Annotated in this window: 16 protein-coding genes and 2 pseudogenes; 6 read left to right on the forward strand and 12 right to left on the reverse strand. The window is 53.1% G+C overall.

What is annotated here, in order from left to right; translation table 11 throughout:
- Positions 1-24 precede the first annotated feature (24 nt).
- From EFB11_RS07960 to EFB11_RS07970, 3 genes are read left to right on the forward strand one after another with little or no spacing between them, the layout of a single operon-like run.
- Positions 25-378 carry a PrgI family mobile element protein gene (locus EFB11_RS07960; protein ID WP_122789668.1) on the forward strand — a complete coding sequence of 118 codons (354 nt, stop codon included), beginning with the start codon at positions 25-27 and terminating at the stop codon, positions 376-378.
- Positions 371-2752, forward strand: a complete 2382-nt coding sequence (locus tag EFB11_RS07965) for a VirB4-like conjugal transfer ATPase, CD1110 family (RefSeq protein WP_122789669.1) — start codon at positions 371-373, stop codon at positions 2750-2752. Before EFB11_RS07960 ends, EFB11_RS07965 begins: the two co-directional genes overlap by 8 nt.
- Positions 2753-2782: 30 nt before the next feature.
- Entirely contained in the window at positions 2783-4873 is a 2091-nt protein-coding gene (locus EFB11_RS07970; protein WP_227151967.1) for a C40 family peptidase, read from the forward strand.
- A gap of 105 nt (positions 4874-4978) precedes the next feature.
- On the opposite strand, the gene EFB11_RS07975 is transcribed toward EFB11_RS07970, so the two are convergent.
- From EFB11_RS07975 to EFB11_RS08030, 12 genes and pseudogenes are all read right to left on the reverse strand, one after another.
- Positions 4979-5908, reverse strand: coding sequence for a helix-turn-helix transcriptional regulator (locus tag EFB11_RS07975; protein WP_243115182.1), 930 nt, complete (start codon positions 5906-5908; stop codon positions 4979-4981).
- A gap of 90 nt (positions 5909-5998) precedes the next feature.
- Positions 5999-6370: a metal-dependent transcriptional regulator gene (locus EFB11_RS07980; protein WP_122789671.1), complete on the reverse strand. Its 372-nt coding sequence runs from the start codon at positions 6368-6370 to the stop codon at positions 5999-6001.
- A gap of 18 nt (positions 6371-6388) precedes the next feature.
- On the reverse strand, positions 6389-8128 hold the full coding sequence (locus tag EFB11_RS07985) for an ABC transporter ATP-binding protein (protein WP_122789672.1): 1740 nt from the start codon (positions 8126-8128) through the stop codon (positions 6389-6391).
- A gap of 10 nt (positions 8129-8138) precedes the next feature.
- Positions 8139-8852, reverse strand: a pseudogene (locus EFB11_RS07990) (ABC transporter ATP-binding protein); the annotation flags it as partial.
- Positions 8792-9541 carry a hypothetical protein gene (locus EFB11_RS07995; RefSeq protein WP_122789673.1) on the reverse strand — a complete coding sequence of 250 codons (750 nt, stop codon included), beginning with the start codon at positions 9539-9541 and terminating at the stop codon, positions 8792-8794. The gene EFB11_RS07995 and the pseudogene EFB11_RS07990, both read right to left, overlap by 61 nt.
- Position 9542: 1 nt before the next feature.
- Entirely contained in the window at positions 9543-9869 is a 327-nt protein-coding gene (locus EFB11_RS08000) for a PadR family transcriptional regulator (protein WP_122789674.1), read from the reverse strand.
- A 400-nt stretch (positions 9870-10269) separates the two neighbouring features.
- Positions 10270-11304, reverse strand: coding sequence for a 23S rRNA (adenine(2503)-C(8))-methyltransferase Cfr(E) (gene cfr(E), locus EFB11_RS08005; RefSeq protein WP_105119688.1), 1035 nt, complete (start codon positions 11302-11304; stop codon positions 10270-10272).
- 168 nt (positions 11305-11472) lie between these two features.
- Positions 11473-12459 (reverse strand): annotated as a pseudogene (locus EFB11_RS08010) (ATP-binding cassette domain-containing protein); the annotation flags it as partial.
- 158 nt (positions 12460-12617) lie between these two features.
- Complete coding sequence (locus EFB11_RS08015; RefSeq protein ID WP_122789676.1) at positions 12618-13583, reverse strand: GH25 family lysozyme; 966 nt, start codon at positions 13581-13583, stop codon at positions 12618-12620.
- Between the two features lie 2 nt (positions 13584-13585).
- Entirely contained in the window at positions 13586-13999 is a 414-nt protein-coding gene (locus tag EFB11_RS08020; RefSeq protein WP_122789677.1) for a phage holin family protein, read from the reverse strand.
- Positions 14000-14078: 79 nt separating this feature from the next.
- Positions 14079-15062: a hypothetical protein gene (locus tag EFB11_RS08025; RefSeq protein ID WP_122789678.1), complete on the reverse strand. Its 984-nt coding sequence runs from the start codon at positions 15060-15062 to the stop codon at positions 14079-14081.
- A complete protein-coding gene (locus tag EFB11_RS08030) occupies positions 15023-16300 on the reverse strand; it encodes an IS1182 family transposase (RefSeq protein ID WP_122789679.1) in 1278 nt (425 codons plus the stop codon). The genes EFB11_RS08025 and EFB11_RS08030 overlap by 40 nt, the downstream gene beginning before the upstream one ends.
- A 171-nt stretch (positions 16301-16471) precedes the next feature.
- Between EFB11_RS08030 and EFB11_RS08035 the strand changes: the two genes are divergently transcribed.
- From EFB11_RS08035 to EFB11_RS16835, 3 genes are all read left to right on the forward strand, one after another.
- Entirely contained in the window at positions 16472-16891 is a 420-nt protein-coding gene (locus EFB11_RS08035) for a sigma-70 family RNA polymerase sigma factor (protein WP_015574136.1), read from the forward strand.
- Positions 16892-17233: 342 nt separating this feature from the next.
- Entirely contained in the window at positions 17234-17434 is a 201-nt protein-coding gene (locus EFB11_RS08040; protein WP_021903912.1) for a hypothetical protein, read from the forward strand.
- A gap of 109 nt (positions 17435-17543) precedes the next feature.
- Positions 17544-17717, forward strand: a complete 174-nt coding sequence (locus EFB11_RS16835) for a hypothetical protein (protein ID WP_022200308.1) — start codon at positions 17544-17546, stop codon at positions 17715-17717.
- Positions 17718-17782: the final 65 nt, after the last annotated feature.

Genomic DNA, 17782 nt, shown 5'->3' on the forward strand with positions numbered 1-17782 from the left:
GAACGGAAAAGGAGGTGAAATCCAATCGAGGTACGCATCAACAAAGAGGTCCGAAATTATCAGGAGAGCCTGTTTTTCGGACTGTCGCTCCGCCAGCTCATCTTTGCGCTGCTGGCCGTCGCCGTTGCCGTAGGCGTGTATTTTGGCCTGCGCTCTGTGCTGGCGACCGCCGAGATCGGATGGGTCTGCGTCCTGTGCGCTTTTCCCTTCGCCCTCGGCGGCTTTTTCCAGTACAACGGCATGACGCTGGAGCAGTTTCTACTTGCTTATATCCGCACGGAATTTATATATCCTCACCGGCTCGTCTTCAAATCGGACAACCTGTACGCAAAACTCATGGAGCGTTCGAGTATGAAGGAGGCCCTGAAGATTGATTAAAACCCTGCAAAATACATTGAGGCAGGACAAGGAACAATTTACCGTACCAAGATCTGTACAGGACACCATCCCCATCCGCCGCATCTGGCCGGATGGGATTTTTCAGTTTGGGAGTAAGTTCTCCAAGTGCATCCGCTTTTCGGATATCAACTACGCCATCGCCTCCAAAGAGGACAAGACGGCCATGTTCCTGAATTATTCCGAATTGCTCAATGCGCTGGACACTGGCTCCACCACCAAGATCACCATCAACAACAAGCGGCTCAACCGCCAGAACTTTGAGGAAACCATCCTACTTCCGCCCCGTGGGGATTTTCTGGACGGATACCGGGCCGAATACAACACCATGCTCACGGACAAGGTCACCGACGCTGTGAGCAGCGTGGTGCAGGAGCGGTACATTACCGTCTCCACCCACAAGAAAAATGTGGATGAAGCCAGGACCTTCTTTGACCGCGTCACCAATGACATTACCAGTAGGCTCAACAAGCTGGACTCCCGCAGCGAGGAACTGGACGCCATCGAGCGTCTGCGGATCCTCCACGACTTTTACCGGGTAGGCGAGGAAACAGAGTTCCATTTCGATTTCAAGGACAGCATGCGGAAGGGGGCCTCCTACAAGGACGCCATCTGTCCGGACAGCATGGAGTTCAAGAAGGACCACTTTGTCATGGGCGACAAGTTCGGGCGGGTCCTGTTCCTCAAGGAGTACGCCTCCTACATCAAGGACTCCATGATCAATGAGCTGACGGAACTGAACCGGACGCTCATGCTGTCCATCGACGTGATCCCCGTCCCCACGGACGAGGCGGTGCGCGAGATGCAGAACCGGCTGCTGGGTGTGGAAACCAATGTGACCAACTGGCAGCGCCGGCAGAACAGCAACAACAACTTCTCAGCCGTTGTCCCGTATGACCTTGAACAGCAGCGCAAGGAAACCCGCGAGATGCTGGACGATCTCACCACCCGTGACCAGCGGATGATGTTCGCCGTGGTGACGCTGGTGCATCTGGCGGACAGCAAAGAGGAACTGGACAGTGACACGGAAACCCTCCAGTCCATCGCCCGCAAGCACCTCTGCCAGCTCTCCACCCTCAACTGGCAGCAGGCGGAGGGTTTGGTGACGGTGCTGCCCCTGGGCCTGCGCCGCATCGACGCCCTCCGCACCCTCACCACCGAGGCCCTGGCCGTCCTCATGCCCTTCAAGGCTCAGGAGATCCGCCATCAGGGCGGTGTGTACTACGGGCAGAATGTCATCAGCAAGAACCTCATCCTCGCCAACCGCTGGGAACTGCTCAACGCCAACGGCTTTGTTCTCGGCGTGTCCGGCTCCGGCAAGTCCTTCACCGCCAAGCGGGAGATGGTGGGGCTGGCCCTGGCGGCGGAGAATGGTGATAGCGGGGTGCCGGACGACATCATCGTCATCGACCCGGAATCTGAATACCGGCCGCTCATCGAAGGGCTGGGCGGCGAGGTCATCGAGGTGTCCGCCACCTCGCCCAACCATATCAATGCCATGGACATGGAGCAGGGCTACGGTGACGGGGAGAACCCGGTGGTGCTGAAGTCCGAGTTTCTGCTGTCTCTGTGTGAGCAACTTATGGGATCTGGGAAACTCTCCGCCAAGGAGAAGTCCATCATCGACCGCTGCGCCGCACAGTGCTACCGGGAGTACATCCGCAGGGGCTACACCGGCGCGGTGCCCACCCTGCAGGATTTCCACGCCGAACTGCTGCGCCAGCCGGAGCCGGAGGCGCGGGATGTGGCGCTGGCTATTGAGCTGTTTACCGAGGGCAGCCTGAATACCTTTGCCAAGCCCACCAATGTGGACACCAATTCCCGCATCCTCTGCTATGACATTCGGGATCTGGGCCGCCAGCTCCTGCCCGTGGGCATGCTGGTGGTGCTGGACAGCATTTTCAACCGCATCATCCGCAACCGGCAGCAGGGACGAAATACCTGGATCTACATCGACGAAATTTACTTGCTGTTTCAGCACGAGTACAGCGCAAACTTCCTGTTCACCCTCTGGAAACGTGTCCGCAAATACCGGGCCTGCTGCACCGGCATCACACAGAATGTGGACGACCTCCTCCAGTCCCACACCGCCCGGACCATGCTGGCCAACAGCGAGTTCCTCGTCATGCTCAACCAGGCGGCGACGGACCGGACGGAACTGGCCCGGCTGCTGAATATCTCGGACAACCAGCTCTCTTACATCACCAACGTGGACTCCGGCCGCGGCCTCATCAAATGCGGCAGCGCCATCGTGCCCTTTATGGACAACTTCCCCAAACACACCCGGCTGTACCGCCTGATGACCACCAAGCCCTCCGACTCGGACGGCAGCCATGCGCCGGGGCGGGCCGCGTAATGCGGCCCGCTTTCATGGGGAGGCGGGCGGATGGATAAGATCAAGGAAAAACCGCAGGTCACATCCTCCATTCGGGAGAAGGTCAAGGCCGCGCCGAAGGAGTTGGTCCATCGCGGCCTGGAGGATGGGGCAGACCGCCTGCGGACGCAGCTCCGGGACGCCGCCCAGCAGGGGCGGAGGGATGACTACGGCGGCGACCAAATCGAGGATACCACTGCGGACAGCATGCGCCGTATGGAGCGCGGTGCGGAAAAGCTCATCAAGGAGAAACGGAAGAACCGTGCCTCCCGCGACGGCAGTTCCGCGGATTCCACCGCTGGGGATCCCGCGCCGGAGATCCGTACACGGGAGCATGAAAGCCGTGTCAACGCCGCAGCGGCAGACCAGCCGGCGGAATCGGTCGGAAAAGCCGGGCAGCGGATCAAGACCAAGGACGCATACCTGCGCGCTCAAACGGAAACGCAGGTTTCCGGCCTGTCACCAGAGCGCACCCAGGGCCAGCAGCCCTTCATCCGGGAGCGCGGGCGGCAGGCAGCGCAGAAGTCCGCGCAGGACAGAGTCGAGCGGATGCGTCAGCCGGCAGGCAGCGGGCAAGAGCCTGTGCAACCTGTAGGAGATCGCCGGTCTTCCGGCAGAACTGTACATGGGAATGGGGGCAGGCGGGACGGGACTGTATCGCCCATGCGGTCAAAGGTGGAGCCTGCCCAAGATGCCGGCCCCCTGCCAAAAGGGAAACGCAAAACACCTGCCATAAAGGAGGCAGGCCGTGGCAGGGCCGTGCGCCACGCAAAGCCGGTTGCCGGCTCCTCCAGGCGGGTGGTAAAAACAGCGGACCATGCTGGGAGGGCTGCGGCCCAGACGGGGCGTGGGGCCACCCGTGCCGCCCAGAGCGCCAAAGCAGCCCATGTGGCACAGCAAACGGCCCGGTTCCGGCAGGCGGCAAAACAGGCGGGGAGTGCGGCGAAAAAGGCCGCTGCCAAGGCTGGAAACGCCCTGCGGGCCATCTATGCCGCCGCCAAGAGCCTGATCGCCGCTGCGGCTGCGGGAGGATCTGTCGTCCTTGCCCTGTTGGTCCTGATTTGTGTCGTCGGCCTGTTAATCGCCTCCCCCTTTGGTATCCTGTTCGCCAACGAGCCTGCTGACAGTACCTCTGTGGCGCTCAGTACGGCCATCGCCCAGATCAATGTGGAATACGCTGGTAAGCTGGAGGAACTGCAGGCCGGGGACTACGACCAGATTATCATAGACGGTGCCCCGCCGGACTGGCGGGAGATCGTGGCAGTGTTTGCGGTGAAAACCGCAGGGACCAATGACGGTGTGGATGTAGTCACCCTGGATGCAGACCGGGTAGCACGGCTGAAGGAGGTATTCTGGGAAATGACATCCCTCTCCTCCGCTGTGGAAACCATAGACCACCCGGACAGCGACCCGGACGACGGCGAGGACGACAGCTGGACGGAAACCATCCTGACCATCTCCATCACAGGCAAGACTGTGGACGAGATGCGGGAACACTACGCCTTTACCGACGAACAGAACGACATGCTGGATGACCTGTTAGAGAACCTCGACCTGCTGGGCGGGGCCATTGGGAATCTGGCCGTGACGGAGGCCGACGCCAAGGAACTGCTTGCCTCGCTGCCGGCGGATCTGAGCGCCGAGCGCCGGGAGATCATAGAAACCGCCTGCCAACTGGTGGGCAAGGTCAATTACTTCTGGGGCGGCAAGAGCCTGGTCCTCGGCTGGGACTCCCGCTGGGGGACCACCATGCAGGTCACGGCCCCCGGCAGCTCCACCACCGGTACCTATCGGCCCTACGGGATGGATTGCTCGGGGTATGTCGATTGGGTATTCTATAACGCCACAGGCGGCGAGTACATCATCGGCCACGGGGGAGGAGCATCGGCACAGCACAGTTACTGTACCGCCATTTCTTGGGATGAGGCGATGCCCGGCGATCTGGTATTTTACCCAGAGGACTCCCACGTGGGCATCGTAGGCGGCAGGGATGAGAGCGGTAATCTGCTCATCATCCACTGCGCCAGCGGATACAACAATGTGGTGATCACCGGCATCGAAGGCTTTACATCTATTGGCAGACCGGTATACTTTTCGGACTAAAATCAGGAAGGGCCGCTGCCGGGAATGTATCCCCGCAGCGGCCCTCCTGCTCTATAAAGGTGAGAGGGATCTGCCCAGCGTTTCCTGGGCGGATCCCTCTTGCTTTTATGTATGCAGCCACGCGGCCATATTCTTCATTTTCGCCAGAACCTCCGCAGGCCCTTCGATACGGATGGCGCCGCCGAAGGTGAATACCCATGAGAAGAATGGTGGGGTAGGTGCCACATCCACAGTAGCCCGGAAGTGTTTGGTGTCCACCACCTCCGTGGCCACATCCTCGCCGAAGTGGTCTATGACATTTCGCATGGTGCGGTTCTCACACAGTAGCATCACCCGCCGGGGCGCGTCGTGGTACATCCCAAAGACTTCCCGAAGGTAGGACGCTGGGTCAAAGGACGGGTCTGCTGTGTAGGGGGCGTCGGTTTCTTGGATGGCCGTCATGCGGTCCACCCGGAACTGCGCCAGTTTGCCGTGCTTTTCCGACCAGCCCACGGCGTAGTAGAAGTCCCGGTTCCAGATGAGGGTGTAGGGGCTGAACCCATAGCGGTAGCCCTTATGTTTTAGGACCTTTTCCTTTTTCGGCGTGTACTCGAAATACTGGAAAGAGATGGCCCGCTGTTCGTGGATCGCCGTCTGGATGGCGTCGATGGCGTAATACACAGCCTCATTGTCCGGTTTAGCCGTGCCGTCCATGTAGATAGGACGGTTCAGGATCGCGGCGTTGTGCCGACTGGTGAGATGGCCCAGCTTCTCGATGAGGGCGGCGCTTTTCTTCTCCGTGATGAGGTGGGAAGACTCCACAGCGTCCACCAGCAGTTTCAGTTCCGGCAACTCCAGTAGCCGGGAGCCGATGAAGTAGCGGTTCTGCGTACTTTTGATGCAGATGATGTCCAGGCCGAAGTCCATGAGCAGTTGGATATCGCTGTACACATTTTTCCGGGTGGTCTGGATGCCATGAGTCTCCCAAAAACGGAGAATATCCGCGCCAGTTGCGTAGTGGTGCTCATCTGTCTGCTTCAGGAGAAGTTGTAGCAATAGGAGAATTCGGGAGCGCGGATCGTTTTGCATATTGGTCATCCTCAATTTCGAAGACACTCTTGGTGTAATGAGTTCGATCTCCACAGGTTACATGAGTTGTTTCTTTAATTTTTGGAAACTCTCGTCGCTGATGACGTGCTCAATCCGGCAGGCATCTGCCTCTGCGGTTTTCGGATCCACGCCGGCGGCAATCAGACACTCGGTAAAGAAACGGTGCTTTTCGTAGATCTGTTCCGCCACTTCCCGGCCCACATCGGTCAGGTGCAGGAAATAGTCGCTGTCCATCGTCAGAAAACCTCCATCCCGCAGGGTCGCCACCGCATGGCTCACGCTGGGCTTTGACACCTCCATATGCCGGGCGACATCAACAGAGCGCACTGTTCCTTTCTGCATTTGGAGCACTAAAATTGCCTCTAAATAATCTTCACCCGATGTGGTGGCTTGCTGTTTTCTTTTCATATTTCCCTCTTAGGACGTTCATGTCGGTAAGGAAGACATTTGCTGTTTCTGCTGGAGTGCAACCAAATGCGCATACAACCCGCCTTTTTTAGCCAACTCGCTGGGAGTCCCCACTTCAGTCACTTTTCCTTTGTCCAAAACAACTATCTTGTCTGCATTTGCTATGGTCCTCATTCGATGCGCAATAACTATCACTGTCCTACCTTTTAATAACGCTGACAAGGCAGTTTGTACCATTGTTTCACTTTCTGCATCCATAGATGCAGTTGCTTCATCGAGAAGAATAACAGGAGCATTTTTTAGCAAGGCACGGGCAATAGAAATGCGCTGGCGCTCGCCACCGGATAATTTACTTCCGTTTTCCCCGATATTCGTGTCATAGCCTTGCGGTAAACGATCAATAAACTCATCACATTGGGCGGCCTTTGCTGCGGCTCTAACATCTTCGTCAGAAGCTCCGCTACGGCCAAGCCGTATATTTTCCATTACCGATTCGTCAAAAAGGGTGACATTCTGGAATACGATTGCATAGTTTTTTAACAATACTTCTGGTTCAACAGTTTTGACATCTATGCCTCCAAGTGTTATGAGTCCGGAATCGGCGTCCCAAAAACGCGCTGCTAATTTTGAAACTGTTGATTTTCCACTGCCAGATGGCCCGACTAAAGCAGTTATTTCGCCTTGCTTTGCTACAAAAGATACTCCTGTCAGAACTGGTTCCTCGTTATAAGAAAAGTAAACATCCTTGAACTCAATATCGCAGCCAATGTTATTGCAACAGTCTGAGCCGGTTTGTTCCTGTGTATTGTCTATCTGTTTCATCCGGCCAATGCTTACAAGTGCGGCAAAAACCTCCGCTAATAGCATGAAACAGTTGGTGAATGGATCATAGATTCGACCAGCGAAAAGAAGGAACAGTATGAGCATGGGAATAGAAAGCATACCTTCAATCACCAAGTTTCCCCCTATAAGCAAAACAGCAACTAAACCAAAGCGCAGGATGAACTGAGCAGCTGTTGTAGATGCTCCGGGGGCTAACTCATTTCGGAAGGAACAACGAATAACATTCTCTAACTTTTTATCAAGTTCATCCAAGTATACATCCGTTTTTGAGTATGCTTTTAATTCTTTTATAGTATCAATATATTCTTGTACTGCGTCATAGGCGCACCTTTTTGCCTCCAGATTTTCAAGTTCCGCCTTACTCTGTGCCTTACGAGCAAGAACAACAACAATTGAGGCAATTGGTACCGGGACAATAATACAAAGAGCCATCCTCCAGTCTAAAACTGCCAGCCCCACGGACATAATAACAAACATAAGAATTGTGCCTAACAACTGTGGAATCGCATTAGAAAATGTCCTTTCTAATGCTGTACAATCCCCCATAATAGTAGTTGTCAGATCGGCTAAATTTTTCTTTTCAAAGAATGACAGTGGAAGTTTTCTGAGTTTTTCAGCCAGCACAATTCTTCGGTTTGCACTTTCCTTATATGCAGCAGTGTATGTCAAATTGTATTGTACTAATTGGGCAATCGCGATCATGCCAAAAAGCACCAGGGTAATTCCGACAAAGAACGGAATATTCCGACCTACATTAACTTGAGTCCCCGCCGCTTTTTCTAAAAGCATCATTACTACCATCAACAACAAACTTGCTGGAATGATCTGTATCAAATTGGCGCAGGCAGTTGCTATAATTCCTTTCGCTAAATCTTTTGCGCCTTGATCGCTTAATGCAAACGCACGTTTTAGCATAGACAGCACCTCAACTTTCTATATGCCACTGCACCGTTTTGTTATAATTGTCCCACATTTTAGCATACTCGCCCTGATGCTTTATCAAATCAGAATGTGTTCCGCTTTCCGCTATCGCACCGTTTTTCATCACCAATATTTGGTCTGCATCCTGGACAGTCGAAAGCCGATGTGCAACCATAATAACCGTTTTATTCTTTATAAGTCCATCAAAGGCCTTCTGGATTTGATGCTCATTTTCGGGGTCAGCATATGCTGTCGCCTCATCTAAAACTACAATAGGAGCATCTTTTAAAATAGCGCGGGCAATAGAAATGCGCTGTGTTTCGCCCCCGGACAGGTATATACCTTGACTTCCAATAATTGTATCTATTCCGTTTGGAAGCTTTTTCAGTATGTCGTCGCACTGCGCCAGATGAGCTGCCTTTAGAACTTCCTCACGGGTTGCCGATGGTCTTCCGGCTCTTATGTTTTCTAATAGGCTATCCTTAAACAACTTGGGGTCTTGGAACACAAATGCCACCATTTTCATTAAATCACCCTGTGGGATTTCCCTGATGTCAACGCCGCCAATTTTTACTGCGCCATCCTGCACGTCATAGAACCGAGGGATCAGACTGGCCGCTGTGCTTTTACCTGACCCGGAGTGTCCCACAAGGGCCGTTATTGCTCCTGCTTTTGCCATAAAAGTGAGATGTGAAACTGCGGGGTGATCGGTATTATCATCCTATCTAAAATTTTATGAACGACATAGAGGGCTAATACGATTGAGCAGGCAATCCAAAGGTTGATTGTGAACAGCGTTACTCGGCCAAGCCATATACTGATTGCCAATATTCCCGCTGTAATTCCCAATCCAATCAAACTTGCAATGATTGAAAAGGTTTTTGTTTTACGCCCCTTTTTGTCTTTGCCAATTTGAAAAGATTTTTTCGTAATGACCTCTACAATCACGAAGGCTGCCGTAAGAATAATACCAATTACAATCAGACTTCCAAGAGAAATGGAAATAGAAAAATCCAGGGGCTTTCCAGTAACGGCATTGCGGATCAGCGGAATCGTTTCGTTTGAAATGACAATGTTGATGAAACCTAATATGGATAAACCCCAGCAAAGCGTATCAAAAAAGTCAATAATTCGCTGCCTTCGTGTTTCGGGAGGCAGGCTGGCAATTACATTGTCACAAAACCCCTTATAATCCTCTCCAATGACTTCACGGATTTTTTCACCGCGCTGCTGTGCTGAAAGGACCATTTCTGTTAAATCATAGCGCACTAACTCCTGATGATATGCTGAGATTTTGGCCCCTCTCAGGTAGCAAATCATATCGGTAAAAGCTTCCCGATTTTCAGGGCTGATTTGTTGATCCAGAGCGTTATTGCTTCGGTTCAACTCTTTGGTTTTTCGATTCATTTTATTTTCCTCCCTCATGAAATAATGCACCCACCGCTTGCTCAAGTTCGAGCCAACTGGAATAGAACCGCTCTATCTCTTCTTTTCCCGATGAAGAAAGAGAAAAATACTTTCGTTTTGGTCCTACCGGCGATTCGCGATATTGCGCGGTGATCAGACCGTTTTTCTCAAGCCGAAGCAAGAGCGGGTAGATTGTCCCTTCTGAAATATCTGTAAAACCATACGTCCGCAGGTTTTCTGATATTTCGTAGCCGTAGGTTTCCTTTTGGCTGATCACTTTTAGAATGCAGCCCTCCAGCGTGCCTTTCAGCATTTGTGACGGGATCATAAGTTCACCACCTATCTTGTAATGCAATATAGAACAACTATATTGTAATGCAAGATAGGTGCTTTGTCAAGACCCCCTGCAAAATCAAATATTCGGCTCTTATAGATTGCAAATATATATGCAAATAATTAAACATAATTGCCGCTCTTTCGATTACTTTATGGTTGTTTCGCGAGTAAAACAGCAAATAGTTCCCCTTAAACCGGCTTCTTTGCTGCTTCTATGTAGACAGTGACTTCAGCCAGCTATTAGGTAAAGAAATCATCGTACTTAAGTGGAGTCCCTAAAACCTTTGATGTAACAATAAGGCACCCAGCATTAAATTTATGCCGGGTGCCTTTCCTTTCAAACGCCAATGCTGCTTGGAAATCTCTGTGTACATAAAAACGTCTTGAAGCGCTCAATCCCTTTCATCAGCATACAACTGCCCGCACCCGGCGCCGATATCAGAACCGAACTGCATTCTGATAGCCACGCTGATACGGTTGGAATGTAAAATATCACTGAAGTTTTTAATGGCTTCGTGATTTGAAGCGGTAAATTTTCGCGCCGTCTTATCTGTTGCGTTATATGGGATAAGATCAACATGATATAGATAGGACAACGCTCCCCGGCTCAAAATAAGGTGCGCTAACGCTTTCGCATGCTCTGCCGAATCATTTATTCCGCCCAGCATAATATAAGCCAGGAACAAGCGCCTTTTGGTATTTGCAACGTGCGCATCCAACGCATCCATTACTTTATGGAGCGGATAAGTTTGATTGATCGGCATCAATTCCGAACGTTGCTTTTCAAAAGGCGAGTGCAGCGAAAAAGCTAAATTCACCTGCGGAAAATCACGGGTCAGCCGTTTTATCCCGGGAATCATTCCAATCGTCGATATGGTAATGCGTCGCTGGCTTAATCCGAACAAAGACGGGTTTGTCAGGATTTTTAATGCGTCAAATAAATTGGGATTCGCAAACGGCTCGCCCATTCCCATAAAAGAAACACTATTGATTTGATGCCCTGCAAGATAAAAATACAGAATTTGATCTGTTATTTCATCAGCGGTCATATTGCGTTTGTGTCCGATAGCACCTGTTGCGCAGAATTTGCAGCCAAACCCACAGCCGCATTGAGATGAGACGCAAAAAGATTCCCATCCTTTTTTGTAATGCAGGTTCACCGTTTCGACGCAGTTTCCATCCTTTAATTGAAAAAGCACCTTATCTGCCTGGCCCGATGCCCGATGTGTAACTGGAACAAGGCCGCAGACAGAGGTCCCAAAAGTTTCCGCCAAATTTGATCTTAGTCTTTCCGGCAGCATATACATGGAATGAAAGTCAGGAATATGCTGTGCAAAAATCATCTTTATCAATTGCTCATAGCGATAATCCGGAAAATTCATTCCCGATATACATCGCTTCATAACCTCATATTTTGAATAAATCATGTAGGCTTTTCTCCTCTTGAATAATGAAATCATCAAGAAGCAAAGCCAGCATGAGCGGCGGTCAGTTTATGCTACTCCATGCAAAGGCCGCCAGCACAACCTGGCTTTGCATGGAGTTTGTCATGGGTGACGGCTATTTTACAGTTATTCATTATTTCGCCCCTTTTTCTATAACTCAACGGTTTTGGTCGCAATATTTTCACAGAAAGCACTGTCGTGCTCCACGAACAGAATGGTCGGCTTGTATTCGAGCAGCAGGTTTTCTATCTGCATGCGGGAAAGGACGTCAATGTAGTTGAGCGGTTCATCCCAGATATACAGATGCGCCTGCTCACACAGGCTTTTGGCGAGCAGGACTTTCTTTTTCTGCCCCTCGCTGAATTCGTCCAACCGCTTTTCAAACTGCTCCCGAGGAAAATCAAATTTCCGCAGGATGGCTTTGAAAAGACTTTCATCGAGAAGATTTCGCTCGATATATTCGCTTAAGAAGCCGTTCAGCCCCGCCGTGCTTTGGGGGACATAGGAAATTTTCAGCCGTTCGCTTTTTCGCAAAATGCCTTGATAGGGGATGTTTTCCCCGCAGATCAGCTTCAGAATGCTAGATTTTCCGGAACCGTTTTTCCCCTGCAGCGCAATCCGGTCTCCCTGCTCTATGGTAAAACTGATATTCGAGCAGACGGCACGACTTCCATAGGCAATGGAAACATCGGAAAGCTCAAGCAGTCGGCTGGTGTGGTATGGAAGCGGAGAAAGTTTTAGGCTTTCGGCAGTTTCCAGGTTTTTGAGCAGTTTGGATTTCTCATGAATCAAATCCTGCTGACGATTTTCAATAGCTTTGGAACGCTTCATCATTTTCGCTGCTTTATGGCCGACATAGCCTTTGTCCAGCTTGCTTCCCGAGTTGGTCGAACCGTTTTTGCTTTTTTCCACACGGTCTGACCAACCGGAAGTCTTTTGTGCGGCAGCTGTTAAACGGCTGATTTCTTTTTTGTGTTTCTCGTTTTCTGCCCGTTCAAAGCTGTCCTGCATCTCTTTGTTCCTCCACCAGGACGAGAAGTTTCCCCTCTGAACCTCGATGTTTGTTTTATTGATTACGAGAATATGGTCGATGCAGTTGTCCAGGAAAACCCGGTCATGAGAAACCAGAATAAACCCATCTAAAATAATATTATATTTTAATATACACCAAAACGGTGGTAAAGTCAATGCTTTGCGTTGGATTTCATAAAATGTTTAATAACAAATACAAAAAAGTAAAAAAACAGCCCCTCGCCGTCCGAAAGTGGACAGCGAGGGGCTGTTTGGCAGGTGTTTTACTTTTTTGGCATTTTCAGCTTCTGCCCGGAGTAAATGGTGTCTGAGGACAGTCCGTTCAGCGTCTTAATTTCCTTATACCGCGCGCCGCTGCCGAGCTTTTTGGAAGCGATGCCCCAGAGCGTGTCGCCCTTGAGCACGGTGTAGGTTTCATAGGTTGCCGTGGTTGAAGCGTTTTTCCCGGAAAGAATCTCGTTAACCTTTGCCTGCACAGCAGTATAATCATAGCCTGCCGATGTCAGTTTTTTCTTACGCTCCTCTCCGTTGCCCCACTTACCGTTGATGACCTCGGCGGCAAGTTCATCAACGGATTTCGTGTAGGTTGCGGCGGCACTCCCTTTACTCCAGCCGTTAAAGCCGCCGTTTTTGATGATGGACGGATAATCGATATATCCATAGTCCATATCCACATTACCCTTGATGCCATCGACCTTGCCAGTGGAAGAATACTGCCAGATACCGTATTCGCCGGAGTAGGTGCATTTACTGGCGTACTGAGCTACCCAGTGGGAATAGGCCTTGAGCTTGCTGTCGTCCATGCGTTCCTGAAAACCGGAGACAGCGGAGCCGTAGATACCGACAAAGTATCCGGCGGCTTCCATTGTCTCACAGAAAGCGATGGCGGCTTCCGTAATACCGGCTTTGGCAGAAGCAGGCTGCGCTTCGTTATCCATGTAGACAGGATATTCCAGCTGTTTGCCTTTCAAAATTTTGATGAAGCGTTCTGCATCAGCTTTTCCTGCAGCGGCAGTAACGCAGTCCCTGCCGACGAAATAGTATGCGCCGATGGGAATACCGGCTGCCTTGGCTCCCATATAGTTTTCTTCCCATTTGCTGTCGGTGTAAAAGCCTGCGTCAGAGCCTCCGGCTTTGATGATGGCAAACTCGATGCCTGCCGCTTTGACCTTGTCCCAGTCAATCGTTCCCTGCCAGTGGGATACGTCAATTCCATTGATTCTTGCCATACTTATTGTTCCTCCTCATCGTTGCGGTCGTGGAGCTGTTCCAGAACCGCCTTCAGTTTTTCGGGGATGGGAAGCCCCAGATGCCCCGCGTTTTCCAGAATGGACACACCCTCGTTAGACAGATAAAAAAAGATGACCGCCGTGCGCACCGCGCCGCCGTCTCCCAGCACCTGACTGTCGATGATGTTTCCAACACCCACCAGCGCGAAAATGAGCACTTTGCGGGAGATGCCCTTGAAGCCGATTTCGCTGGAGAGCTTTTTATCGGCAATTGCGCACAGCACGCCCGTCAGATAGTCGAGGACGGCAAACGCCAGCAGCGCGTAGAGAAAGCCGTCCCACCCGCCGAGGAACCAGCCGAGAAAGCCACCAACTGCCGCCAGCGCGGCCTGAATCCAGACCCAGATTTCCTTCATCGTAAAACCTCCGTTTCATTGTTTGGTATGTATGAAAAAAGCGCTCCCGCCAAAGCGGAAACGCTTGAATGTGTGGCTGTTACAGCGACAGAATCAGTTCGGCAAGCTGATTCATCACCGCCGCCCGGGGTCTGCCTGTGCCGAGTTCCTCCCAGTCCGGTTCCGGAACGGCAAAGCCCGGGTCGGTGCTGTACTGATTGATGAGCGTAATCACCGGCTCCACGGCTGAGCGGATTTCCAGAATGTGAAGCGGCCAGTTTTTCACTTCCGTTCTGCCCGCCATGATTTCCTCACTCCATGAAACCGGCGCAAGGTCATAGTAGTTTCGCACAGTGTTGACGGCAGTGCGAAGCGCTGTGATGTGGCTTGCCTTCACCTTGGTTTCATTGGCCGCAATCTCCTCAAACGGAGAAGCCAGCACGGTCAACGAGCGGGAGACCTCCGCGCTGGGCGCTTCAAAGTCCGTGTTCACGCACCGTACCGTGAGGGTCTTTGCTCCCGCCGTCTGCGTTTCTGCCTTGAACATCATCGCCGCACTGCCGCCGACTTCGCCGCTGGGAGAAAAGAGGGACGGATTGTTCACGCCGTCCTGCCAGTCTCCCGTGCCGATTTTCACCTGCGCCACCTGTTCGGAGGGCTGTGCGCCGGTGGTTAGCAGCACGCGGGGATTCGGATTGTAAGTAGCAGAACCGTTCTTCGGTGCCGCGATTGCCGGCTCGTCGCAGGCGGCCGCCACGCAGAGAATGGTGTTGGACACCTGCTCGGCGGAATAGACATCCAGCGTGTCAATGGTCCACAGGCCGTATTTCGTGTAGGTGCCGGGCGTGGTGGAAGCCGCCGCCGTGCGCGCCCCGGAGGACGCGGACAGATCAAAGTTTTCCAGCACATTCCACGATGTCCATGTCGAGCCGTCCGTCGAAGTCTTGCTTGCCAGCATGTAGCCCTTGATGGGGCTGGTGCCGCCCGACGCGCCGCTCCATGTCAGGGTAATCGGCCCTTCGCTGTAAACCGAGGGAGCCGCCGTTAAAACGGACGCTTTTTCGGGCGGCGTGTTTTTCCGCACGGAATTGGAGGAAACTGTCCAGCCCGAATAGTAGCCGGAGCCGGCGGAGCCCTGCGTCCGTATCCGGAACCGACGGTATGCCTGTGGACGGAGGGCTTGAAATAGCTGTCCGTCAGCTTCCGGGCGCCATGCCGGTCCATTTCGCTCAGGCACTTCTCCCGCATAGGACAGCCGGAACAATCCTTCCGGTCCGCCCAATATTCCCAGAACAGCCCGCTGGCGCTGCGGTACAGCCGTCTGGCCCGCAGCTTCTTTCCGTTGGGGCACAGATAGACGTCTTCCGCCTCATCATAAGGAAAAGCGTCCCGTTTAAGCTCTGTCTGCGTACGGTCATGGGTCGACTGGGGACGGACAAAGAAATCGATGCCCTGTTCCTCCAGCACACGGTGGGCCAGCGGAAAGTCGTAGGCGGAGTCCGCCGTGGCGGCCTGAAGGGGAATGACGTTTTTGTGGATCTGTTCCAAGTGCTCCAGGTAGGGGACGGAATCATGCACATCCCCAGGCGTCACGGTCACACCCAGGATGATGCCGTGGTCGGCGTCCACCGTCTGGTGGGACAGGTAATACTGCCCCTCCGGCTTGCCCGGACGCTTCATGTGTCCGGCCTCCGGGTCCGTTCGGCTCACCCGCTTTTTCGTCCTCCGGTTGTCCTTCCTGATCTGCCTGACCCGCTTCTGCCGCCGCTTTCCTGTCCGGCGCTCCAGCTCCTCCAGCCCTTCCTCCTCGTAGGCGTCCAGCCGCTCCCAGTACGAGCCGGGGCTCTCCGGCATCTCCACCAGTTCCTCCGACGCCCGGGAGGCGTTGGCCTTCACATGGGTGGAGTCCGTGGCCGCCAGCCGCCCGCTGGCCAGCCCCTTCCCGATGCACTGCCGCACCACTTCCTCAAACAGCCGCCGAAACACCTTTCGGAAGGACGGCTTCCGCCGCCGCAGCTGGGAGATCGTGCTGTGGTCCGGTACACGGTCAAACAGATCCAGCCCAAGATACCACCGCAGCGCCACGTCGGTCTGGATCCGCTGCTCGATCTGCCGCTCCGAGGGGATACCGTACAGAAAGCCCACCAGCAGGTATTTTACCAGCACCACCGGATCGATGGGCGGCCGCCCATACCCCCGGCTGTACAGGTGCGCGGTCTCCTCATATACGAAGCCCAGATCCAAAACCGCATCCAGCTTCCGCAGAAAATGGCCTTCCGGGACCAGGTCTTCTATCGTCACCATATGGAGCTTCAGCTGCATCTCCCCACCTCCGTATGTCCTTATTTTACCATACTTTTCTCCCCGTGTGGATCTTTTGTCAACAGCTCCAAGTTGTCCCGAGGTAGGCAGGGGCGGCCCCGGCTGCCGATCCCCGCCATCCCCCGTTCAGATCGTCCACCCACAACAAAAATCTGAACGGAGGAAAATATAATGACTACTATCAATCTGAAGGACTTTTACTCTTGGCACACCCATGATGAATATATCGAAGTTTCCGATGAAGTGGCCGCCGAGCTGCGGGCCGACAAGCTGTATGAGGCTGCCTACCAGCGGCGGATAATCCGCAATAAGGCACAGTATTCCCTCGACTGTGATGATGGGATCGAATACTCTGCCTGCCTTTCCGAGCCGACCCCGCAGGAGCTGCTGGAGCGCATGGAGCGTTTCTGCGATCTGTGGAACGCGCTGAACACTTTGCCCGAAACGCAGGGGCTTCGCATTGATGCCTGTATCATTGAAGGCAAGAGCATGACTGAGGTTGCCGAGGCCGATGGCGTAAGCGTGGCCGCCGTACATAAATCTATCCAGCAGGGTTTGAAGTCCATGAAAAAATATTTGCAAAATGTTTGATGTAGGGGGTTAAAAAACATCTTCCAAATGTCCTTGGTATATGAGAGGAGTTGATCCTCTCCACAACTGAATAGCGGCGGCTCCGGGCATAGTGCGAGGAGCCGGGCGGCGGGTGCGCCAGGACTTCTCCAACACGGAGGACGAGCGATCCACACCAACGCCGCAAGTGGGGACTTGCCACCCCACGGCCACGATCCGCGAGTGGACAGGCTGGCCGCCTGTCCCTCCGGGCCGCCGTTCCCCGTTGTGTGGGGATGCCGCGCCGAGTATGGTTGTCTTTGGACAGGTCAAGGAAACGGGCGCGGCACTCCCTAATTTATCAAAAAAGAGGGGGAACGCTCTATGAACTATGATCCAGAACTGGCGGCCTTGCTCTCCCAGCCGTGGAGCAACGATGCCTGCCGGGGGTACGTCATCGCCGCGATGGAGCGGTGCGGCTTTAAGCCGTCCGACATTGAACAGGTGATGGTCGAGCTTTACGAGGTATTCGACTATACCACTTTGCAGGAGGCCGAGGCATACTACGAGCGGAGCCCCTACTAACTTCCGGACACTTTGTCCAGAGGTACATATCCGGCCAAAGGCCAGCACTTTCCCGGTGCTGGCCTTTGCCATGTTTCAAGACATTCTTTGATTGCATGGGAGGGATTTTATGCAGGCACAGGTCAAATATGAAAGTGAAATCAAAACTGCTGTACTCGGAGATCGCACGATCACCGTCAAAAATCTCACCCCCGTTTTTTCCCCGCAGGAACAGGACAAGCGCAACCGCGAGATTGAGCGGCGGCTGTTTGACGTGTTCCGCAAATATGCCGGGCGGGGGTAGGCCAGAGTCATCCTTGTAGTAAGGGGGCGGCAGAGGTACAATATAATTGTAGGTTGGCTCCCGTT

Source organism: Intestinibacillus sp. Marseille-P6563 (genome assembly GCF_900604335.1).
Taxonomy (GTDB): domain Bacteria; phylum Bacillota; class Clostridia; order Oscillospirales; family Butyricicoccaceae; genus Butyricicoccus_B.